The following is a 20425-nucleotide window of genomic DNA, read 5'->3' as shown; positions in this document are numbered from 1 at the left end:
GGCGTCCTATCGGCAGGATACAGCACTATCGCCTAGCCGCTGGATACCCCTTCGTGGTCGGCATCGATCTTCGCCCCGTCCTCTACATCGTCGGCGCCCTCGTCAGCATCGTGGCCCTGGCCATGCTGGTGCCGATGGTGGTCGACTTCGCCGTCGGGAACCCCGACTGGATGGTCTTCGCCACCACGTCGGCGCTGACGCTGTTCTTCGGCGTGCTGCTGATCCTGACCAACCGGACGTCGGAGATCGCCCTGTCGCTGCGCCAGGCGTTCCTGCTGACCACCCTTGCCTGGGTGGTCGTCTGCGCCTTCGCCGCGGCGCCGTTCGTCGTGTCGCAGACGCGGCTGTCGGTGACCGATGCCTTCTTCGAGGCCATGTCCGGCCTGACGACGACGGGGTCCACGGTGATCGCCGGGCTGGAGGGGCTGCCGCCGGGGCTGCTGCTGTGGCGGTCCCTGCTCCAGTGGCTGGGCGGCATCGGCATCATCGGCATGGGCATCGTCATCCTGCCCTTCCTGCGCGTCGGCGGCATGCAGCTCTTCCGCTCCGAGTCGTCGGATCGCTCGGACAAGGTGGTGCCGCGCGCCGGCGATCTCGCCATCGCCGTGGCCTGGGTCTACATGACCATGACGCTGATGTGCGTCGCCGGGCTGGCGCTGGCCGGCATGTCCCTGTTCGACGCGGTCAACCACGCCATGACCGCGGTGTCCACCGGCGGCTACTCCACCCGCGACGCTTCCATTGCCGGCTGGGACAACCCGGCCGTCGAATGGGTGCTGGTGGTGTTCATGATGGCCGGAGGCATGCCCTTCGTCCGCTTCATCAGCCTGGCGCGCGGCGACGCCGGGCCCCTGTGGCGCGACACGCAGGTGCGCTGGTACGTCGGCTTCCTGGTGGTCGTCTCGGTGGCGCTCGGACTGTGGCTGGCGCACACCGCCGACATCGACCTTCACGACGCGTTCCGCCTGACGTTCTTCAACGTCGTGTCGGTGGTGACGACCACCGGCTACGCGTCGGCGGACTACGGCCTCTGGGGGCCGCTGGCGGTCGCTGCCTTCTTCACCCTGACGCTGGTCGGCGGCTGCACCGGCTCCACCGCCGGCGGCATCAAGATCTTCCGCTTCGAGATCCTGTTCATGGTGCTGCGGGTGCTGATGGTGCGGCTGTTCAGCCGCCACCGCGTCCTGCCGCTGCACTACAACAACAAGCCGGTTGATGCCGACACCATGGTGTCGGTGATGAGCTTCGGTTTCGTCTACATCGCGCTGATCTTCATCCTGATGGTGCTGCTGGCGGCCCTGGGGCTCGACCTGGTGACGGCGCTGACCGGTGCTGCCACCGCCATCAGCAACGTGGGTCCCGGCCTGGGCCCGATCATCGGCCCGGTCGGCAACTTCGCGCCGCTGCCCGATGCCGCCAAATGGCTTCTGTCATTGGGCATGCTGCTGGGCCGGCTGGAGTTCTTCACGGTGCTGATCCTCTTCAACCCGGCGTTCTGGCGGCAGTGACCGGAGTGGCCGGGACGGGAGGCGGGAAGGGTGGCGCAACCGATCCGCATGGCGTATAGTAGCATACGCTGATGAGATCCGGTCATTCCGGCCTTGATCAAGGTCAATGCTGAGTGGCAGGTCTATGACGAACATGCCATTCTCTGTGGCACCCGAGGGCCGGCGCGCGAACGGCGCCCTTCCCGGCCCGGCGCCGAAGATGTCGAACGGATATGCCCGATGGACTATGAGAGCTTCTTCCGCACCCAGATCGACGCCCTGAAGCAGGAGGGGCGGTACCGTGTCTTCGCCGACCTCGCGCGGCACGCCGGGGAGTTCCCGCGGGCGACCTTCCGCGACGCGGCAGACCGGGAGCGCACGGTGACGGTGTGGTGCTCCAACGACTATCTCGGCATGGGGCAGCACCCCAAGGTCCTGGCCGCCATGCACGCCGCCCTGGACGAGTGCGGTGCGGGTGCCGGCGGGACGCGCAACATCTCCGGCACCAACCGCTACCACGTCCTGCTGGAGCGCGAGCTGGCCGACCTGCACGGCAAGGAGGCGGCGCTCCTCTTCACGTCGGGCTATGTGTCCAACGACGCGACGCTGCAGACGCTGGGCCGCATCCTGCCCGGCTGCATCATCTTCTCCGACGCGCTGAACCACAACTCGATGATCACCGGCATCCGCAACTCGGGCGCCGAAAAGCACATCTTCCGCCACAACGACCCGGACCACCTGGAGGAGCTGCTGGCCACGGCGGACCCCCGGCGTCCGAAGGTGGTGGCGTTCGAGTCCGTCTACTCCATGGACGGCGACATCGCGCCCATCCACGCGATCATCGACGTCGCCGACAAGTACGGCGCCATGACCTACATCGACGAGGTGCACGCGGTGGGCATGTACGGCCCGCGCGGCGCCGGGGTGGCGGAGCGCGACGGCGCCATGGACCGCCTGACCATCATCGAGGGCACGCTGGGCAAGGCGTTCGGCGTGCAGGGCGGCTACATCACCGGCTCGGCGGCGCTGATCGACTGCGTGCGTTCCTACGCCAACGGCTTCATCTTCTCCACCTCGCTGGCCCCGGTGCTGGCCGCCGGCGCGCTGGCCTCCATCCGCCACCTGAAGCAGAGCCAGGCGGAACGCGACCGCCACCAGGAGCGGGCCGCCACCCTGAAGCGCATGATGAGCGAGGCCGGCCTGCCGGTGATGGACAGCGCCAGCCACATCGTCCCGGTCATGGTCGGCGACGCCAAGCGCTGCAAGCGCGCCTCCGATCTGCTGATGGAGCGCCATTCCATCTACGTCCAGCCCATCAACTACCCCACCGTGCCGCGCGGCACCGAGCGTCTGCGCTTCACGCCCACGCCGCTGCACGACGACGCCATGATGGGCCAGCTCGTGGACTCCCTGCGCGACGTCTGGGACCTGCTGGAGCTGAAGCTGGCGGCCTGAGGCGAGCGCTCACCGGCCGTCCCACGACAGCCGCCAGGCAGCGGCCCGCCAGTCGCTCCCCGACGCCGGGTCGACGGGCGGCAGGGGGCGGTCCGGCGGCGGATGGCCGGGGGGCAGGGCCAGCGCGTTCACCGCCACCAGGCCGGGGAACGGGTTGACGGAGTGAGCCAGCCGGTTGGCCGGGTCGAACACGGTGGCGAGATGCCACCACAGGCCGTAGCCCAGGGCGCGCAACCGGGCGAACACGCCGGCGGCGGCCGCGTCGTCCTCGACCCGCAGATAGAGGATCGGACGGCGATCCGCCGGCGCCGCGGCGAGCGGATCGACCAGCGGGTCGGCGCCGTCCGTCACCGCCGCGCGCACCAGCCGCGGCGGCGCCCCGCCCTCCTGAACTCCGGCGAGCAGGGCACCGCGGCGGTCCGCCGGGTCGTGGCGGACCGTCAGGTTGCTCCGGCCGTTGGCGGCGGCGGTGCGGCGCAACAGGTCGAACAGGCCCGCTGACCGCTCCGTCGCCACCACCCGCCCGGCCGCGCCGACGGCGCGGGCGAAGGCCAGGGCGTGGGCACCGACGCCGGCGTCGGCATCCACCACCGTGTCGCCGGCCGTCAGGAAGCCGGCGCAGAACGCGGCTTCGATCTCCAGCCAGTCCCCCAGCAGGGCCAATGAGCGGCCGATGTGAGGGTCGCCGGCGGGATGGACGATCATCCCGTGCCGTCCCTCGGCCATGGCCGCGCCGTCCGGCCCGTCGGGGGCGGCGATCGGCGGCAGGCGGGTGAGGTGGAACAGCTTGGCGCCGACGTGCCGGTCGCCGGGGCGGTCGGGCACCGCCGGCAGCGGGTGGCCCGCCCCGGAGTGAACCCCGTCGTGGATGAGCACGCGGTGCGCGATGCGCGGCCACAGCCACTCCGCCAGGAAATGCTGGTCGTTCCAGCGGCCGGGGCGGGCGGCGGTGAAGCGGTCGATGGCCGGGCCGACCGGCGGCAGCAGGCCGGCGGTCCCGCCCCACAGCCCGCCCATCACCGGCTCCATGTGCATGACGTGGTCGCGCAGGACGTGGAACGGCGTGCCCGACGCGGTCCATTCCGCCACCGCCGCGATCTCCCGCGCCGTCGGCCGGGAATCGGCGTCCCGGCACAGGAAGCGGCGCACGCCCGGATCATCGGCGACGAGGAAGCGCCAGAACATGCCGCGACGGCCGGCGGTGCCCGGCGGCATGGCCACCAGTTCCGCCCCCAGCGCCGCCAGTTCGGCCAGCACGTGCCGGGGCGTGGTGTCGTCGTGGTAGAAGCGGCAGCGCCAGCCGGGCAGCAGGTCGGGGATCGTCCGGGCGTTGGCGATGGCGCCGCCGCAATAGACCTCCAGCCCGCCCCACAGGCTGAAGCTGACCACGTCGCGGGTCCGTTCGCCGCCTCCGGCCGTGCCGGGAACCTCACCGCCGAGCGGTTCGGCGGGCGCGGCGCAATGCCGCAGCTTGATCGCCAGCGCCGCGGTGGACCATTGCAGCGCCTGCGACGGGTCGCGCTCCTGCAGGGCTTCGGCCAGTCCCTCGCAGGGGTCGGGGTTGTCGGGATCGGCAAGGGTGGCGCGCCGCAGCACGGTGACGGCTGCCTCCGCCGCGCCGGCGCGCAGGTGCGCCACGCCGGCGTTGTGGAGAAGCCGGCTTCCGTCCGGGTTCAGCGCCAGCACGCGCCGGTGCAGCGCCAGCGCTTCGGCCGGCCGGCCCGCCTCGGTCAGCGCCGTGGCCAGGGCGAAGGCGAGGTCCGGGTCGAACGGCAGCAGGGCCGCCGCGGCGGACAGATCGGCCAGCGCCGCCGCGGTGTGCCGGTCTTCCAGCCGGCGGCAGCCGCGCTCGTGCAGCAGCAGGCCCAGCTTGCCGGCGATGTCCGCGTCACCGGGCGCAAGGTCGCGGGCGCGGCGCAGTGCCGCCACGGCACCCTCCGTCGCCCCTGTCCGGCGCAGCCCGGTGCCCAGCAGCGCCCATGCCCCGGCCTCGCCGGGGGCGAGGGTCAGCGCCCGCCGGCTGCGCTCCGCCGCCGCGGCCCCGTCGCCTGCCGCGGCGTCGATCTGCGCCAGCATCAGGCGCAACGCCGGCTGGTCCGGCAGCAGGCGCGCCGCCCGCTCCAGCCGGCCGCGCGCCTCGGTGAAGCGGCCGGACCGGCAGCCCAACGTGCCCGCGAGATAGAGCGCCTGCGGGTTGTCGGGGTCCACGTCGAGAATGCGGTCGCACAGGGCAAGAGCCTCGGCCCCGCGCCCTGCCGCGTCCAGATCCAGCACAATCCGCAACGCGTCGGCGACACTGGCCATGGGAGCGGTCCTTACCGGCGATGTCCCGTGCAGCGGCCACTATAACGCCGGCACCGCGCCGCGGAAACACAACCGTGGGCGCCCGCCGGTGTCACCGCGGCGCGGACCGGTGGCGGTCCCAGGGCGGTGGCGGGGTGAGTTCCCGCACCAGGGCATCGACGAAGACCCTGGTCTTGGCCGGCACCAGACGCCCCGGCGGCAGCACGACCTGCACGGCGCCGCTGTGGTCGAACCGCCAGCCGTCCAGGATGCGGACCAGCCGTCCCTCCGCCAGTTCCCGGCCGATCAGCCATTCGGGAGCCGGCAGGATGCCGGCGCCGCCCAGGCAGGCCACCAGCAGCCCCTCGCCGTCGTCGGACAGGATGTGAGGGGACACCCGCCGGGTGACGCGCTCATCCCCCCGCCGCAGCCGCCAGTCCGGCCAGAACCGCTCCTTGGGAAAGCTCAGGCAGGTGTGCCGGTCGAGGTCTTCGGGCCGGGCCGGGGCGCCCCGGTCGGCGAGGTAGGCGGGGGCGGCGCAGAGCACCGTCTCGAACGCCGCGAGGTGGCGGGCGACCAGGCTGCTGTCCGCCGGCTCGCCGATGCGCACGGCCGCGTCGAAGCCTTCGGCCACGATGTCCACGAAACGGTCCGCGTGCAGGAGTTCCAGGCGCAGGGCCGGGTGCGCCGTGACGAACCCCGGCAGCCACGGGGCGATCCAGCGCTGGGTGAACGCCGCCGGCAGCGACAGGCGCAGGACGCCCCGCGGCGCGGCGGCACCCTCGGCGGCTTCCGTGTCGGCCGCCGACAGCTCGCCCAGGATGGCGCGGACGCGGTGAAGATAGGCCGCGCCGGCCTCGGTGAGGGTGATCCGCCGCGTCGTGCGGGACAGCAGCCGCACGCCCAGCCGCGCTTCCAGCGCGTCGAGGCGGCGTGAGATCACCGACGGATCGCGGCCGATGGAACGCGCCGCGGCGGCGATGCCGAGATGCTCCGCCACGGCGGCGAAGGCTTCGATCTGCTCCAGGTGGGCGCCGGTCCGTTCCTGCATCGGATGCACGGGTCTTTTGTCTGCGGCCGGGATTATCGACCACACACCCACGAACTACCATGGGTTCAGCGCGCAGGGAACGGTCATCACGTTTTTCGGGCCATCATCGGCACCCTGCGGCACGCCGATGATCGGGCCTTACCGGAGCACACGTTCATGACACGCGAAGCCATCTTCCCCGCCCGCCGGCACGCCCTCTACGATGCGCACCGGTACTCGGCGGCGATCCGATCGGGCGACCTGCTGTTCGTCTCGGGCCAGGTCGGCAGCCGCGAGGACGGTTCCGCCGAGCCGGACTTCGCCGCCCAGGTCCGGCTCGCCTTCGCCAACCTCGCCGCGGTGCTGGAGGCCGCGGGCTGCACGTTCGACGACGTGGTGGACGTCACCACCTTCCACACCGACCCCGAGGCGCAGATCGAAACGGTCATGGCCGTCCGCAGCGCGGTCATCGGCGCGCCGCCCTACCCGAACTGGACGGCGGTCGGCGTCCAATGGCTGGCGGGCTTCGACTTCGAGATCAAGGTGATCGCGCGGATACCTTAAACGCGGTCACGCCGCGCAGGCTTCGGCCCCATCGGGCAGCGGCCGCCGTCGCGGCCGATACCGGGTTCGGATCAAGACGTACCGAACCCGGTATCAAAGCAGATCCCGCAGCATGGCCACCAGCGGCACGTCGGCCGGCGGCATGGGGTAGGCGCCCATGCGGTTGGGGTGCACCCAGGCCAGTTCCTGTCCTTCCAGCGCCCTGACCGTGCCGTCCCACACCCGGCAGACGTAGAGCGGCATCAGCAGGTGGAAGCTCTCGTAGCGGTGGGAGGCGAAGGTGAAGGGGGCGAGGCAGCTCGCCGCGGTATCGACGTCCAGCTCCTCCTTCAGCTCGCGCACCAGGGCGGCCTCGGGGGTTTCGTCGGCGTGCACCTTGCCGCCGGGAAACTCCCACAGGCCGGCCAGCGGCTTGCCCGGCGGGCGCCGCGCCAGCAGGACGCGCCCGTCCGGGTCGACCAGCGCAACCGCGGCGACCAGCAGCACCGGGACGGAGCCGGCCGGCGGCGTGGAGTTGGGGTCGAAGCAGGCGCTGTCCATGACGTTCCGTCTCCCGCCGGCGGCGGCGCCGTCAGCTCCGGTAGCTGCCGTTGATGTCGATGTAGCCGTGGGTCAGGTCGCAGGTCCACACGGTGGCGCGGCCGCTGCCCAGGCCGAGGTCGACGGCGATGTCGATCTCCTTGCCCTTCATGTGGGCGGCGACGGGCGCCTCGTCATAGCCCGGCATCTCCATCCCCTCGGCGCAGATCAGCGTGCCGCCGATGGAGATCTTCAGGCGGTCGCGGTCGGCCCGCTCGCCCGCCTTGCCCACGGCCATGACGATGCGGCCCCAGTTGGCGTCCTCGCCGGCGATGGCGGTCTTGACCAGCGGCGAATTGGCGATGGTCAGGCCGATGCGCTTGGCCGCGGCGTCGCTCTCGGCCCCGCTGACGCGGATGGCAACGAACTTGGTGGCCCCCTCGCCGTCGCGCACGATCTGGTGCGCCAGGTCCATCATGAGGTCTTCCAGGGCCGCCCGGAACTCGATCAGCCCGGCCTCGTCGGCCTGGCTCACCGGGGCGTTGCCGGCCCGCCCGGTGGCGAACAGCAGCACCGTGTCGGAGGTGGAGGTGTCGCTGTCCACGGTGATGGCGTTGAAGGTCTTCTCGGTCAGGGCCGACAGCATGCCCTGCAGCGCCGGGGCCGGGATGGCGGCGTCGGTGAAGATGAAGCCCAGCATGGTCGCCATGTCCGGTGCGATCATGCCCGAGCCCTTGCAGAAGCCGTTCAGCGTCACCGTGGTGCCGCCGATCTTCGCGGTGCGGGTCGCCCCCTTGGCGAAGGTGTCGGTGGTCATGATGGCGCGCGCCGCCGCCTCCCACGCCGCCGCGGTGGCGGGGGCGTCGCCGGGGACGGGCAGGACGCGGGCGATGGCGTCGGGCGCCAGGGGCTGGCCGATGACCCCGGTGGAGGCCACGTACACCTCCTCCGGCGCGCAGCCGGCGATCTGCGCCGCCGCCCGCACGGTGGCCTGCACCGTGGCGTCGCCCGCCTTGCCGGTGAAGGCGTTGGCGTTGCCGGCGTTGACCACCAGCGCGCGGCCCAGCCCGTGGGGCAGCGCCATGCGGCACCATTCCACCGGCGCGGAGGCGGCGAGCGACCGGGTCAGCACCCCCGCCACGGTGGTGCCGGGATCGAGCACCGCGACCAGCAGATCGTCGCGCCCCTTATAGCGGATGCCGCTGTTGGCCGTGGCCAGGCGCACGCCGGCCAGCGGCGGCAGCGTCGGGAACGCGGAAGGGGCGAGCGGGGAAACGGGGAGTGCCATCGGAGGTGTTCCCTGAAACCGGATCGTTGCCGTTGCGTCGGGCCGCACCGTCGTGCCGCCCGCCCGCAACCGGCGCTGGGATGGGCGGGCGGGCGACAAGATAGACAGGGGTCCGGCGGATGCAAACGGTTTTCACGGACCGCCGCCGAAATGGCGCCGTTCCCATCCGCCGGGTGGCGCGTTACGGCTTCGGCGCCGCGCCGTTGGCGGCGCCGGCGGGCGGGGCCGCCGGAGCCGCCGGAGCCGCCGGGGCGGCCGGCATCGGCGACCCGTCGAGCTGGAAGGTCTCGATCCGGGCGGTGGTGCGCAGTTCGTCCACCAGGCCGGTGATGATCTCGCGCGACAGCTCGCGCTCCAGTTCCGGCTTCACCTCGTCCAGTGCCGGCGGTTCGGGCTGGCGGCGGTCCTCCACCTTGATGACGTGCCAGCCGAACTGGGTCTGCACCGGGTCGGTGCTGACGTCGCCCGGCTTCATGGCGAAGGCGGCCTCGGCGAAGGGCTCCACCATGGTGTCTTTGGTGAAGTAGCCGAGATCCCCGCCCTGCGCGGCGGCGGCGGTGTCCTTCGACTTGTCGCGGGCGATGGCGGCGAAATCGCCGCCGGCCTTCAGCGACTCGATGATCGCCCGGGCCTCGGCCTCGCTCTCCACCAGGATGTGGGCGGCCTTCACCTCTTCCTGGGGCGGATTCTCCCGCAGGTACTCCTTGTACGCCTCGTCCAGGGCTTCGGGGGTGATGCGCTCGCCCACCTGCCGGTCGATGTAGGCGCGCTGCACGGCGCGCTCCTCGGCGGCCTTCAGCTCCTCCTTCACCGCCGGGCTGTCCTGCAGGCCGGCCTTGTAGCCGGCGGCGGCAATGAGCTTCTGGTTGACGAGCTGCTCCAGGATCGCCGGATAGATCATCTCCAGCGGCATCTGGCGCACCTGGGGCGGAAGCTGGGCGGCCAGACGCATCAGGTCGGAGGCATGGATCTCCTGCCCGTCGACGCGGGCGATGACCGGGTCCGCAGGCTGTTCGGGGGCAGCGGCCCCCGCCTGCGCCGGAGCGGTTTGCTGCGCGGCCGGCGCGGCGTCGCCGGCGAAAGCGGTCGTGGGGCCCGCCAGGGCCACGCCGCCGGCGGCCAGCGACAGGAAGGCGGCGCGAAGCACTCGGTTCATGACTGGGGTCTCCATCCTTCCGGCGGACGTCGGACGTTCATAAGGAAAGGGCCGGGGCCGCCCGCCGGCACCCCGGACCCGTATCCCGCTTTGGCATTAAGCATGGGACGCCCGCTCTGGCAAGCGAGCGTCGGCGGCGCCGTACACCGCGGCGGCCCGTGGCCGGCGAACCGCCGGTCTCGTTGACTTGGAAGCCCAACGGTCCTATGTCAGAGCGGTCCGGGGGCCGCCCCCGGCTTTCCGTTTCCGTCCGGGGTTTTTTTCATGTTCGGTGCTCTCGCCCGCAAGATCTTCGGCAACGCGAACACGCGCGTGGTCAAGGCTCTTCAAAAGCCGGTCCAACAGATCAACGCGCTGGAGCCCGAGCTGGTCACGCTGAGCGACGACCAGTTGCGCGACCGCACCCGCCTCCTGCGCGAGCGGCTGAACAACGGGGAGACCCTCGACGCCATCCTGCCCGACGCCTTCGCCACCGTGCGCGAGGCGGCCAAGCGCGTGCTGGGCCAGCGGCACTTCGACGTCCAGCTCATGGGCGGCATGGTCCTGCACCAGGGCCGCATCGCCGAGATGAAGACGGGTGAAGGCAAGACGCTGGTGGCCACCCTGGCCGTCTACCTGAACGCCCTGCAGGGCAAGGGCGTCCACGTGGTGACGGTGAACGACTATCTGGCCAAGCGCGACAGCGACTGGATGGGGCGTGTCTACCGCTTCCTCGGCCTGACGGTCGGCTGCATCGTCCACGGTCTCAGCGACGACGAGCGGCGGGCGGCCTACGACAGCGACATCACCTACGGCACCAACAACGAGTTCGGCTTCGACTATCTGCGCGACAACATGAAGTTCCGCGCCGAGGATCTGGTGCAGCGGCCCTTCAACTACGCCATCGTCGACGAGGTGGACTCGATCCTGATCGACGAGGCGCGCACGCCGCTGATCATCTCCGGCCCCTCGACCGACTCGTCGGAGATGTACACCCAGGTGGACGCGCTGATGCAGCACCTGGTGCCGGAGGATTACGAGAAGGACGAGAAGCACCGCGCCGTCTCGCTGACCGAGGCCGGGCAGGAGCACATCGAGCAGCTTCTCAAGGACTCCGGCCTGCTGAAGACGGGCGGCCTGTACGACATCCAGAACGTGGCGCTGGTCCACCACGCCCAGCAGGCCCTGCGCGCCCACACCCTGTTCCAGCGCGACAAGGACTACATCGTCAAGGACGGCAAGGTCGTCATCATCGACGAGTTCACCGGCCGCATGATGGAGGGCCGGCGCTATTCCGAGGGCCTGCACCAGGCGCTGGAGGCCAAGGAGAAGGTGGAGATCCAGCGCGAGAACCAGACGCTGGCGTCCATCACCTTCCAGAACTACTTCCGCCTGTACCCCAAGCTGTCGGGCATGACCGGCACGGCGATGACCGAGGCGCCGGAGTTTGCCGAGATCTACGGGCTGGAGGTGGTGGAGATCCCCACCAACGTGACCGTCCAGCGCAAGGACGAGGACGACGAGGTCTACCGGACGGCGGAGGAGAAGTACAACGCCATCGTCGAGCTGATCGACGAGTGCCGGAACCGTCAGCAGCCGATCCTGGTGGGCACCACCTCGATCGAGAAGTCGGAAATGCTGTCCGCCTTCCTGAAGAAGAAGAAGATCCCGCACAACGTCCTGAACGCCCGCCACCACGAGCAGGAAGCCTACATCGTCGCCCAGGCCGGCCGGCCCGGCGCGGTGACGGTCGCCACCAACATGGCCGGCCGCGGCACCGACATCCAGCTCGGCGGCAACGTCGACATGCGCGTGCGCATGGAACTGGCCGACCTGCCCGAGGGGCCGGAGCGCGAGGCGCGCATCGCCCGCATCAAGGAGGAGGTCGAGGCGGCCCGCGACGTGGTGAAGAAGGCCGGCGGCCTCTACGTCATCGCCACGGAACGGCACGAGAGCCGGCGCATCGACAACCAGCTCCGCGGCCGCTCCGGCCGCCAGGGCGACCCCGGCGCGTCCAAGTTCTTCCTGTCCCTGCAGGACGACCTGATGCGCATCTTCGGGTCCGACCGCATGGACGGCATGCTCCAGCGCCTCGGCCTGAAGGACGGCGAGGCCATCGTCCACCCCTGGATCAACAAGGCGCTGGAGAAGGCGCAGCAGAAGGTCGAAGCCCACCACTTCGAGATCCGCAAGAACCTGCTCAAGTTCGACAACGTGATGAACGACCAGCGCAAGGTCGTGTACGAGCAGCGCCGCGAGATCATGGAGTCCGAGGACATCGGCGACTCGATCAAGGCCATGCGCCACCAGGTGGTCCAGGAGATGGTGACGGCGCGCATCCCGCCCAACTCCTATCCCGAGCAGTGGGACACCGCCGGCCTGCACGAGGAGGTGAACCGCATCCTCGGCCTCGACCTGCCGGTCGCCGACTGGGCCAAGGAAGAGGGCATCGCCGAGCCGGAGATCGAGGAGCGCATCCGCGAGGCCGCCGACCACAAGTACGCCCGCAAGGCGGCCGACTACGGGCCGGAGATGATGCGGCACGTGGAAAAGAGCCTGCTGTTGCAGATCCTCGACCAGGAATGGAAGGACCATCTGCTCCAGCTCGACCACCTGCGCCAGGGCATCTCGCTGCGCGCCTATGCCCAGCGCGACCCGCTGAACGAGTACAAGCGCGAGGCGTTCGAGCTGTTCGAGACGATGCTGACGCAGTTGCGCGAGCAGACCACCGCCGTGCTGATGCACGTGGAGGTGCGCGTCGCCCCGCAGCCCGAGGAGATGTTCGCCCGCTCCCTGCCCGAGATGCACGAGGGCCGCGAGGATCCGGCGCTGGCCCTGGCCGGTGCCGGCGCGGCAGCGCAGGACGCCGCCGGCGCCCCGCTGCCCGACGGCATGGTCCGCCGCGCCGCGACGGGCGCCGGGGCCGGTGTCGCCGCCGACGTGCCGGCCGAGTGGGCCAGGACCCCGCGCAACGCCCCGTGCCCCTGCGGCTCGGGCAAGAAGTACAAGCACTGCCACGGCAAGATGGAGTAAGCCCCGGCCGGGAACCCCCGCATCCCTCCCCCGTTTGCAAGCGTGAGCGTGGGAGGGGCGCATGTGGCAGGAGTTCCGGGCGTTCATCAGCCGCGGCAACGTGATCGACCTGGCGGTCGGCATCGTCATCGGCGCGGCGTTCACCGGCATCGTCAACTCGCTGGTCAACGACATCCTGACGCCGCCCATCGGCTGGATCATGGGCGGGCTCGACTTCTCCAACCATTTCCTGAACCTGTCCGGCGGCACCTACGACAGCCTGGCGGCGGCGCAGGCGGCGGGGGCGGCGACGATCAACTACGGCCGCTTCCTCAACGCCATCCTGCATTTCCTCATCGTCGCCGGCGCGCTGTTCCTGCTGGTGCGCAAGATCAACCGCTTCCGCCGCAGCGAACCGGCCGAGCCGGATGAACCGCCGGCCCCGCCGCGCCAGGAGACGCTGCTGGAAGAGATCCGCGACCTGCTGCGCGACCCCCCGTCCACCCGCCCGCCGGCGTGATCGGGGGCGGGATCGCGGACGGGAGGTGTCGAAGGTGAAGAATGCGCGTGTCGCGGGAAGATCCATCTGGCATGCAGCGGGGCGGGTGATTAGGATCGTGACCATCTCATCCTGATCAGGTCTTCCGCAGCCCATGCAGAACAGCCGTCGGCCGGGGGATGGCCATCGCTTCGCCCGCACCGCCGCCGCGCGCGCCGTGTGCGACAATTTCCGCTTCGAGGAGCGGGTGACCGACGACCGCTGGGCCGCCTACGACACCCACGATTTCGAGCCACCGCCGACGCGGCCGCGCCGGACCATGGCGGTGAAGCACGCCGACTACGTTGCCAACCGGTTGAACGCCCCGCCGGATGGGGTGCCCGCCACCTTCACGGCGGACAATGCGGACGCGCTGATCGCCACCCTGGCGCCGCGTGACATCATCCGGGTGGAGTGCATCGACTGGCTGTTCGATCGAGTCGGACGATTCACCAAGCCCAACGTCCTGAACGCCTTCCGGATGGCGAAGAACCGGGGCCGTGCCCCGACCGATCCGGTGCGGCTGACGCAGAACCGCTTGCTGGAGGCATTCGTCGAGCGCTGGAACCGCCGGCGCGACAACCGCCCCGGCTTCGCCGCCTTCCGCGACGAGGTGAAGGATGACCTGGAGGACCGAAACTGGTTCCTGCGCCTGCGCGACCGTCTCGGCCTCGGCCATTTCCATGTGCCGAACCACGCCAAAGAGTACACGGTGGTCGCCATGGCCTACACGGTGGCCGAGGTGCTGGAGGCCACGCCGCGGGCGGAGCGGCAGCGCGCCTTCGCGGTGCCCACGGTGCTGGACGGGCCGCTCAACCCCTTCTACGTCCCGGCGCCGACCGAACTGCCCTACGGCCGGACGCTCGACCTGCGCGAGGATGCGGCGTGCAATCGGCTGGTTGCGGAAATCCTGCACCGGCGTATAGATTATTCGGTGGCGCATATGGAGAAAATGGCGTCCATCGCCGCGCCGATGCCGGAGCCATCCTTGAAACGCCTGCGCAACGCCCATCTCAGGTGTCTGAGGGAATACCGGAGCGACTTCGGGGAGCCGATGCCCGACCATGTCCGCGATTGACCCACGGCGCCCCCGGCCCGACCACCCCTGGCTCGATGCCTTCGAAAAGGCGCCGGCGGAGCGGTTCGACGACCTGATCCGCGGCATTGCGCTGCCGTTCCCCTATGGCCGAGGCCGCCCGTCCGACGTTCTGGACACTCTGTTCGGCAATCTCGGCGCCAACGACCCCCTGCTCCGGCTGCTGGACCATACCGTGGACGCGTGGCTGGCTGCCCGTCCAGCCGACCCGCCCGCGTTCCGCCTGCGCTACGGCCCGGCCCGCTACGCCGGCGAAGTGGCGGATGCCCTGTCCCTGGTGCCCCGCCTGGACCTGCGGGACAGCGCGGCCCGACTGCACGCCGCGGTGAACGCGCTGGAGCCCTGGGCCGCCGGCCTGGTGGTGGATTCGGCCCACGACCCGCGGGCGGAGCTGTGGCGCACGCTGGCGCAGACCCAGACCGACGACACCTATCAGGCGGATTGGTTCGGGTTCTGCGATCGCGCCGGGCGGGGCGAGCCCGACTATTTCCTCGACATCGGCCTGCTGGGCTTGCTCGGACTGCCGAAGCCGCCGGCGCCGGTGTCCGAAGCCGTGCTCGCCGGCTTTGCCCGTTGGGCCTGTCATCTCGGCCCGCAAGACCGGGACGACTTCCTGCTCCAGTGGTACTCGCTGAAGGCGCTCTATCCCTCCTCCCCGCCGGCGTGGCGGCACCGCCTGGAGCCCTTGTTCAAGGAGCACGCCCGGCGCCCGTTCGTCGCGTGGTGGAAGGAGGATGTGAAGGGCGGGACGGCTGCCGGAGGGGCGAAACCGCCGCGCGTTATCAAAACGCCGCCGCGTGAGCGGCGCGAGAAGATCGAATTACGGTTGGCGAAAGAACCGGTAGCCGCTGTTCGATCCGATATCGAAGCGCTGATTGCCGACCAGCTTTGTTACGCCGAGGCCACGGGCGAGAGCCATTTTGTGGTCCGCACTGCCTGCAACATCGGCGATCTGGTCCTCGACCAGGCGCCCGACCTCGCCCATGACCTTGCCCGCATCGGCGTCCGCTGGGAGCCGGGCCACATGTACGGCTGGACTCTCTGGGCGCGATCGCTCGCCGCGCTGGGGCAGGAGGATCTCGCCGAGATCGTCTTCTGGGAAACCCTGCGCCGCTTCCCCGACGACGTTGTCAGCCTCAGCGCCCTGGCGGAGCTGTTGGCGCGGACGGGGCGGGCGGGTGAGGCGGAGGCGCTGTACCGGGAGACGGCCCGCCGCTTCCCCGGCGACGCGGTGTGCCGCGGCGGCTTGGCCACGCTGCTGATCCGCCAGGGACGGCTGGACGGGGTGCCGGCCATCCTGGCGGAGATCGCGCGCGTCGATCGGGCGTCGGCCGGCTCTCTCTCCGCCGCCCTCGCCCGGGCGCGCCGCGGCGAGGAGCCGTTTCCCGGGCACGACGCTCCGCCGGCCCCGCCGCCGGCGGTGGCGGAGGACGCCGAGGCGCGGGCGCTGGGTGATGACGGGCGGGTGCAGCGGGCGGACTTCCGGCTGGGGCCGGCGCTGGACGGGCTGCCCGACGAGGTGCAAGCGCTGTTGCGGCAGGCGGCCCGCGACGATCTGGATGCGGTGCTGGCGGCGCGGCCGAACCACGCCGGGGCGATCCTGGTGGCCATGGAACGGCTGGACGATCCGGCGGAGCGCTGGGCGGGGCTGGAGCCGGCCTTTCCCAACAATTACGGGCTGCGCCTGGCGTTCGCCCGCGCCTCGCGGGACGCGGCGGCGCGCGAGGCCATCCTCGCCCGCTTCCCCGGCCGCGCGCCGGTGACCCGGCTGGCGGTGGGGCTCGGGGACGGCGGTGCGGCGGCGGTGGCCGGCTGGCTGGCCGGGCCGGCGCCGCAGGACGATCCGGTGACGGCCTTCGTCCATCGCCGCCTGCACACGCGGCTGGGCGGCGAGCCCACGGCCGACGCGGTGCGGGCGCTGGTCGACGGCGGCGACGCGGACCTGGCGGCCACCCTCACCGCCGCCACGCGCATGGCGGTCAACGAACAGGCGCCGGTGCTGCGGTCCTGACCCGCGTTTTGCGCAGCGCGCCGATGCAAAACCACGAAACGCCGGTGGTCTTGCAACCGGGGGCCGCGTTCCCAACATCTCGCCTGAGCATCCTCCTGGATCGCACGAATGGTGGGTCAAGGCCGAGCGCGCTGCCTGGCGGGCGGTCGGCCGCAGTTGGGAGACGGTCATGGATTTCGAGAAGTACACCGAGCGCAGCCGCGGCTTCGTCCAGGCTGCGCAGACGCTGGCCCTGCGCCGCGGCCACCAGCGCCTGACGCCCGAGCATCTGCTGAAGACGCTGCTGGACGACAAGGAAGGGCTGGCCGCCAACCTGATCCGCGCCGCCGGCGGCGACCCGGCGCGCGCCCTGGCCGCCGTCGAGGCGGAACTGGACAAGCAGCCGAAGGTCGAGGGCGCCGGCGCCGGGCAGGTGTACCTGTCCCCCGAACTGGCGCGCGTCTTCGAACAGGCGGAGAAGGTGGCCGCCAAGGCCGGCGACAGCTACGTCACCGCCGAACGGCTGCTGCTGGCCCTGGCCCTGGCGGAGGGCACGCCGTCCGCCCGCGCCCTGCACCAGGCGAACGTCTCCGCCCAGGCGCTGAACGGCGCCATCGAGGAGGTGCGCAAGGGCCGCACCGCCGACAGCCCCTCGGCCGAGCAGGGCTACGACGCGCTGAAGAAGTACGCCCGCGACCTGACCGCCGCGGCGCGCGACGGCAAGCTGGACCCCGTCATCGGCCGCGACGAGGAGATCCGCCGCACCATCCAGGTGCTGGCCCGGCGCACAAAGAACAACCCCGTCCTGATCGGCGAGCCCGGCGTGGGCAAGACCGCCATCGTCGAGGGGCTGGCCCAGCGCATCATCAAGGGCGACGTGCCCGAGGGGCTGAAGAACAAGCGCCTGCTGGCCCTCGACCTCGGCGCCATGGTCGCCGGCGCCAAGTTCCGCGGCGAGTTCGAGGAGCGCCTGAAGGCCGTCCTGGAAGAGATTCAGGCCGCCGCCGGCGAGATCGTCGTCTTCATCGACGAGATGCACACCCTGATCGGGGCCGGCAAGGCGGAAGGCGCCATGGACGCCTCCAACATGCTGAAGCCGGCGCTGGCGCGCGGCGAGCTGCACTGCGTCGGCGCCACCACGCTGGACGAGTACCGCAAGCATGTGGAGAAGGACGCCGCCCTGGCCCGGCGCTTCCAGCCCGTCTTCGTGGCGGAGCCGACGGTGGAGGACACCATCTCCATCCTGCGCGGCCTGAAGGAGCGCTACGAGGTGCACCACGGCGTGCGCATCGCCGACGGCGCCATCGTCGCGGCGGCCATGCTGTCCAACCGCTACATCACCGACCGCTTCCTGCCCGACAAGGCCATCGACCTGGTGGACGAGGCGGCGAGCCGCCTGCGCATGGCCGTCGACTCCAAGCCCGAGGAGATCGACGAGCTGGACCGCCGCATCATCCAGTTGAAGATCGAGCGCGAGGCGCTGAAGCGCGAGACCGACCCCGCGTCCCGGGACCGGCTGGCCGATCTGGAAAGCGAACTGGCCGAGCTGGAGCAGCAGTCGGCCGAGCTGACCGCCCGCTGGCAGGCCGAGAAGGACAAGCTGAACAGCGCCCAGAAGCTGAAGGAAGACCTGGACCACGCCCGCGTGGAGCTGGACAACGCCCAGCGCCAGGGCAACTGGGCGCGCGCGGGCGAGCTGACCTACGGCGTCATCCCCGAGCTGGAGCGCCGGCTGAAGGAGGCCGAACAGGCCTCCCACTCGCGCATGCTGAACGAGGAGGTGCGCGACACCGACATCGCCGCCGTGGTCAGCCGCTGGACCGGCATCCCCGTGGACAGGATGCTGGCCGGCGAGCGCGAAAAGCTGCTGGGCATGGAATCGACGCTGCGCGGCCGGGTGATCGGCCAGGAGGAGGCGATCGTCGCCGTCGCCAACGCGGTGCGCCGGGCGCGGGCCGGGTTGCAGGACCCCAACCGCCCCATCGGCTCCTTCCTGTTCCTCGGCCCCACCGGCGTGGGCAAGACGGAGCTGACCAAGGCGCTGGCGGAGTTCCTGTTCGACGACGAGACCGCCATGGTCCGCCTCGATATGTCGGAGTACATGGAGAAGCACTCCGTCGCCCGCATGATCGGCGCGCCACCGGGCTATGTGGGCTATGAGGAGGGCGGGGCGCTGACCGAGGCGGTGCGGCGCCGGCCCTACCAGGTGGTGCTGTTCGACGAGATCGAGAAGGCCCACCCGGACGTCTTCAACGTGCTGCTCCAGGTGCTGGACGACGGTCGCCTGACCGACGGCCAGGGCCGCACGGTGGACTTCCGCAACACGCTGATCATCATGACCTCGAACATGGGGGCCGACGTCATCGCCTCGGTGCCCGAAGGGCAGGACGTGGACGTGGTGCGCGACGCGGTGATGGAGGTGGTGCGGGCCAACTTCCGGCCGGAGTTCCTGAACCGGCTGGACGAGATCCTGCTGTTCCACCGCCTGACCCGGCAGCACATGGGCGGCATCGTGCAGATCCAGCTCGGCCGTCTGACGCGGATGCTGGCCGACCGGGACATCACCCTGGAGGTCGACCCCGCGGCTACGGAGTGGCTGGCCGAGGCCGGCTACGACCCGGTGTACGGCGCCCGCCCCCTGAAGCGGGTGATCCAGCGCGCGTTGCAGAACCCGCTGGCCACCCTGATCCTGGAAGGCAAGGTGGCCGACGGCCAGACGGTGACCGTGTCGGCCGAAGCCGGCCGGCTCACCATCAACGGCCTGCCCGCCCCCGCCGGCGCCGGCTGAGGGCGGTGATACCTCCCCTCGCGCGCACCGCGGGGGGAGTGCGGGCGGCCTACGTAACCGGCAAGCAGCCCACGAAAAACCCCGCGGCGGGTGCCGCGGGGTTTCTTGCGTGAAAGCGGAGTGCGATCAGCGGCTCTGCTGGATCGCCGAGAGCATCCAGATGCCGCCGGAGGGGCGGCGGAAGGTCCACAGTTCGATCACCTCGATGGGTTGGTCGGCGTTGCCCTCCACGACGCGGCCGGAGTCGCGCTCCACCGTCACGTCCACCAGCGCGTAGCGCATGGCCACGGTGGCGTACTCGTACGCGCCCTCGCGCCACGCCTCGGCCAGATCGCCCTGCAGCAGGCGGACGTCGGAGATGCGGTTGGCGACGCCGCGGGCGGCGTTCTGCTCGATCTCCTCCTGGAAGTAGGAGGCCATCTCCGGCGTGACGATGGAGCGCAGGGCGTTCATGTCCTCGCGGGCGTAGGCGTCCTGGACCGAGCCCAGCAGCCGCTCGAACGATTCGTAGTCGTCCGGCTTCACGCCCAGCTCGTCGGTGGGGCCGGTGCGCCGGCGCGGGGCCGCGGCAGCCGCCGCGCCGCCGGACATGCCACCCCCGACACCGCCGCCGAGCGGACCCATGGAGGACGGTGCCGCTTCCCGGTAGCTCGGGGTGGCACCGGCGTAGGCCGGGCGGTTGCGGCTCTTGAACCAGCGCACGGCGAAGTACACCAGCAGCGCCACAAGGCCGATCTGCAGCAGGAAGCCCAGCATGCCGGCCAGCGAGCCCAGGCCGCTGAAGAAGCCGCCGCCCATCAGCATGCCGATCAGGCCGGCGCCGATCAGGCCGCCCATCATGCCGCCCATGAACCCGCCGCGCGAGAAGAAGCCGCCCGTCGCCGGGGCCGCGGCGCCGGGGCGCGGGGCCGCGGTCTGGGCCGCGCCGGGCTGGGTGCCGGGCTGGGTGGCCGAACGCTGCACGGGGGCCGCGGTGGAGGGCGCCGTGGTCGTCGGAGGCGGCGCCTGGTAGGTGCGGTCGCCGCGGCTGCCGAGGTTGGAGCTGCGGCCGGCGCGGGCATCGGCAACGCCGGCGGCCAGCGCCACCACGAGGGCAGCGGCCGCGGCGGAAATCGCACGGGTGCGTTTGGAACGGGTCTGAAGCATGATCTTCCGTCGTGTCTGAAGGCCAGTCGGCGGGCGGACCAACCATATGGGGACGCGACGGTCGGGCTTTTAGGGGTATCCGCGCCGCATTCGG

Annotated in this window: 14 protein-coding genes; 8 read left to right on the top strand and 6 right to left on the bottom strand. The window is 71.2% G+C overall.

Annotated features, from left to right (window positions below; translation table 11 throughout):
- Positions 1 to 53: 53 nt before the first annotated feature.
- Both G472_RS0125570 and hemA read left to right on the top strand, forming a co-directional pair.
- Complete coding sequence (locus tag G472_RS0125570) at positions 54 to 1508, top strand: TrkH family potassium uptake protein (protein ID WP_029010650.1); 1455 nt, start codon at positions 54 to 56, stop codon at positions 1506 to 1508.
- Positions 1509 to 1727: 219 nt separating this feature from the next.
- Positions 1728 to 2942, top strand: coding sequence for a 5-aminolevulinate synthase (hemA, locus tag G472_RS0125565; RefSeq protein WP_029010649.1), 1215 nt, complete (start codon positions 1728 to 1730; stop codon positions 2940 to 2942).
- A gap of 9 nt (positions 2943 to 2951) precedes the next feature.
- Here the strand turns inward: hemA and G472_RS37640 are convergent, their stop codons facing one another.
- Together G472_RS37640 and G472_RS35640 are read right to left on the bottom strand one after the other, a co-directional pair.
- On the bottom strand, positions 2952 to 5246 hold the full coding sequence (locus G472_RS37640; protein ID WP_051341297.1) for a tetratricopeptide repeat protein: 2295 nt from the start codon (positions 5244 to 5246) through the stop codon (positions 2952 to 2954).
- A gap of 91 nt (positions 5247 to 5337) precedes the next feature.
- Complete coding sequence (locus G472_RS35640; RefSeq protein WP_035693724.1) at positions 5338 to 6276, bottom strand: LysR family transcriptional regulator; 939 nt, start codon at positions 6274 to 6276, stop codon at positions 5338 to 5340.
- Between the two features lie 156 nt (positions 6277 to 6432).
- Here G472_RS35640 and G472_RS0125550 point away from each other — a divergent pair, with 156 nt between their 5' ends.
- Positions 6433 to 6819 (top strand): RidA family protein, encoded by a 387-nt coding sequence (locus G472_RS0125550; protein ID WP_029010648.1) that lies wholly within the window; start codon positions 6433 to 6435, stop codon positions 6817 to 6819.
- Between the two features lie 93 nt (positions 6820 to 6912).
- On the opposite strand, the gene G472_RS0125545 is transcribed toward G472_RS0125550, so the two are convergent.
- From G472_RS0125545 to G472_RS35635, 3 genes are all read right to left on the bottom strand, one after another.
- Positions 6913 to 7359, bottom strand: a complete 447-nt coding sequence (locus tag G472_RS0125545; RefSeq protein WP_029010647.1) for a (deoxy)nucleoside triphosphate pyrophosphohydrolase — start codon at positions 7357 to 7359, stop codon at positions 6913 to 6915.
- 31 nt (positions 7360 to 7390) lie between these two features.
- Complete coding sequence (gene argJ / locus G472_RS0125540; RefSeq protein ID WP_029010646.1) at positions 7391 to 8626, bottom strand: bifunctional glutamate N-acetyltransferase/amino-acid acetyltransferase ArgJ; 1236 nt, start codon at positions 8624 to 8626, stop codon at positions 7391 to 7393.
- Between the two features lie 181 nt (positions 8627 to 8807).
- Complete coding sequence (locus tag G472_RS35635) at positions 8808 to 9782, bottom strand: peptidylprolyl isomerase (protein WP_245593580.1); 975 nt, start codon at positions 9780 to 9782, stop codon at positions 8808 to 8810.
- A 264-nt stretch (positions 9783 to 10046) separates the two neighbouring features.
- Between G472_RS35635 and secA the strand changes: the two genes are divergently transcribed.
- The 5 genes from secA to clpB all read left to right on the top strand — a co-directional run bounded on the left by secA (position 10047) and on the right by clpB (position 19185).
- On the top strand, positions 10047 to 12794 hold the full coding sequence (gene secA, locus G472_RS0125530) for a preprotein translocase subunit SecA (RefSeq protein ID WP_029010645.1): 2748 nt from the start codon (positions 10047 to 10049) through the stop codon (positions 12792 to 12794).
- A 61-nt stretch (positions 12795 to 12855) separates the two neighbouring features.
- Complete coding sequence (gene mscL / locus G472_RS0125525; protein ID WP_029010644.1) at positions 12856 to 13293, top strand: large conductance mechanosensitive channel protein MscL; 438 nt, start codon at positions 12856 to 12858, stop codon at positions 13291 to 13293.
- Between the two features lie 133 nt (positions 13294 to 13426).
- Positions 13427 to 14389, top strand: coding sequence for a hypothetical protein (locus tag G472_RS0125520; RefSeq protein ID WP_029010643.1), 963 nt, complete (start codon positions 13427 to 13429; stop codon positions 14387 to 14389).
- A complete protein-coding gene (locus tag G472_RS0125515) occupies positions 14376 to 16418 on the top strand; it encodes a tetratricopeptide repeat protein (protein ID WP_029010642.1) in 2043 nt (680 codons plus the stop codon). Before G472_RS0125520 ends, G472_RS0125515 begins: the two co-directional genes overlap by 14 nt.
- 169 nt (positions 16419 to 16587) lie before the next feature.
- The gene (clpB, locus tag G472_RS0125510) at positions 16588 to 19185 is read left to right on the top strand and encodes an ATP-dependent chaperone ClpB (RefSeq protein WP_029010641.1); all 2598 of its coding nucleotides are present in this window, start codon (positions 16588 to 16590) and stop codon (positions 19183 to 19185) included.
- Between the two features lie 126 nt (positions 19186 to 19311).
- Here the strand turns inward: clpB and G472_RS0125505 are convergent, their stop codons facing one another.
- Positions 19312 to 20331: a Tim44 domain-containing protein gene (locus tag G472_RS0125505; protein ID WP_029010640.1), complete on the bottom strand. Its 1020-nt coding sequence runs from the start codon at positions 20329 to 20331 to the stop codon at positions 19312 to 19314.
- Positions 20332 to 20425: the final 94 nt, after the last annotated feature.

The sequence above is a fragment of the Azospirillum halopraeferens DSM 3675 genome, assembly GCF_000429625.1.
Lineage (GTDB): Bacteria > Pseudomonadota > Alphaproteobacteria > Azospirillales > Azospirillaceae > Azospirillum > Azospirillum halopraeferens.
The sequence above is the reverse complement of the archived record's forward strand: the minus strand, read 5'-3'. Positions and strand labels throughout refer to the sequence as shown.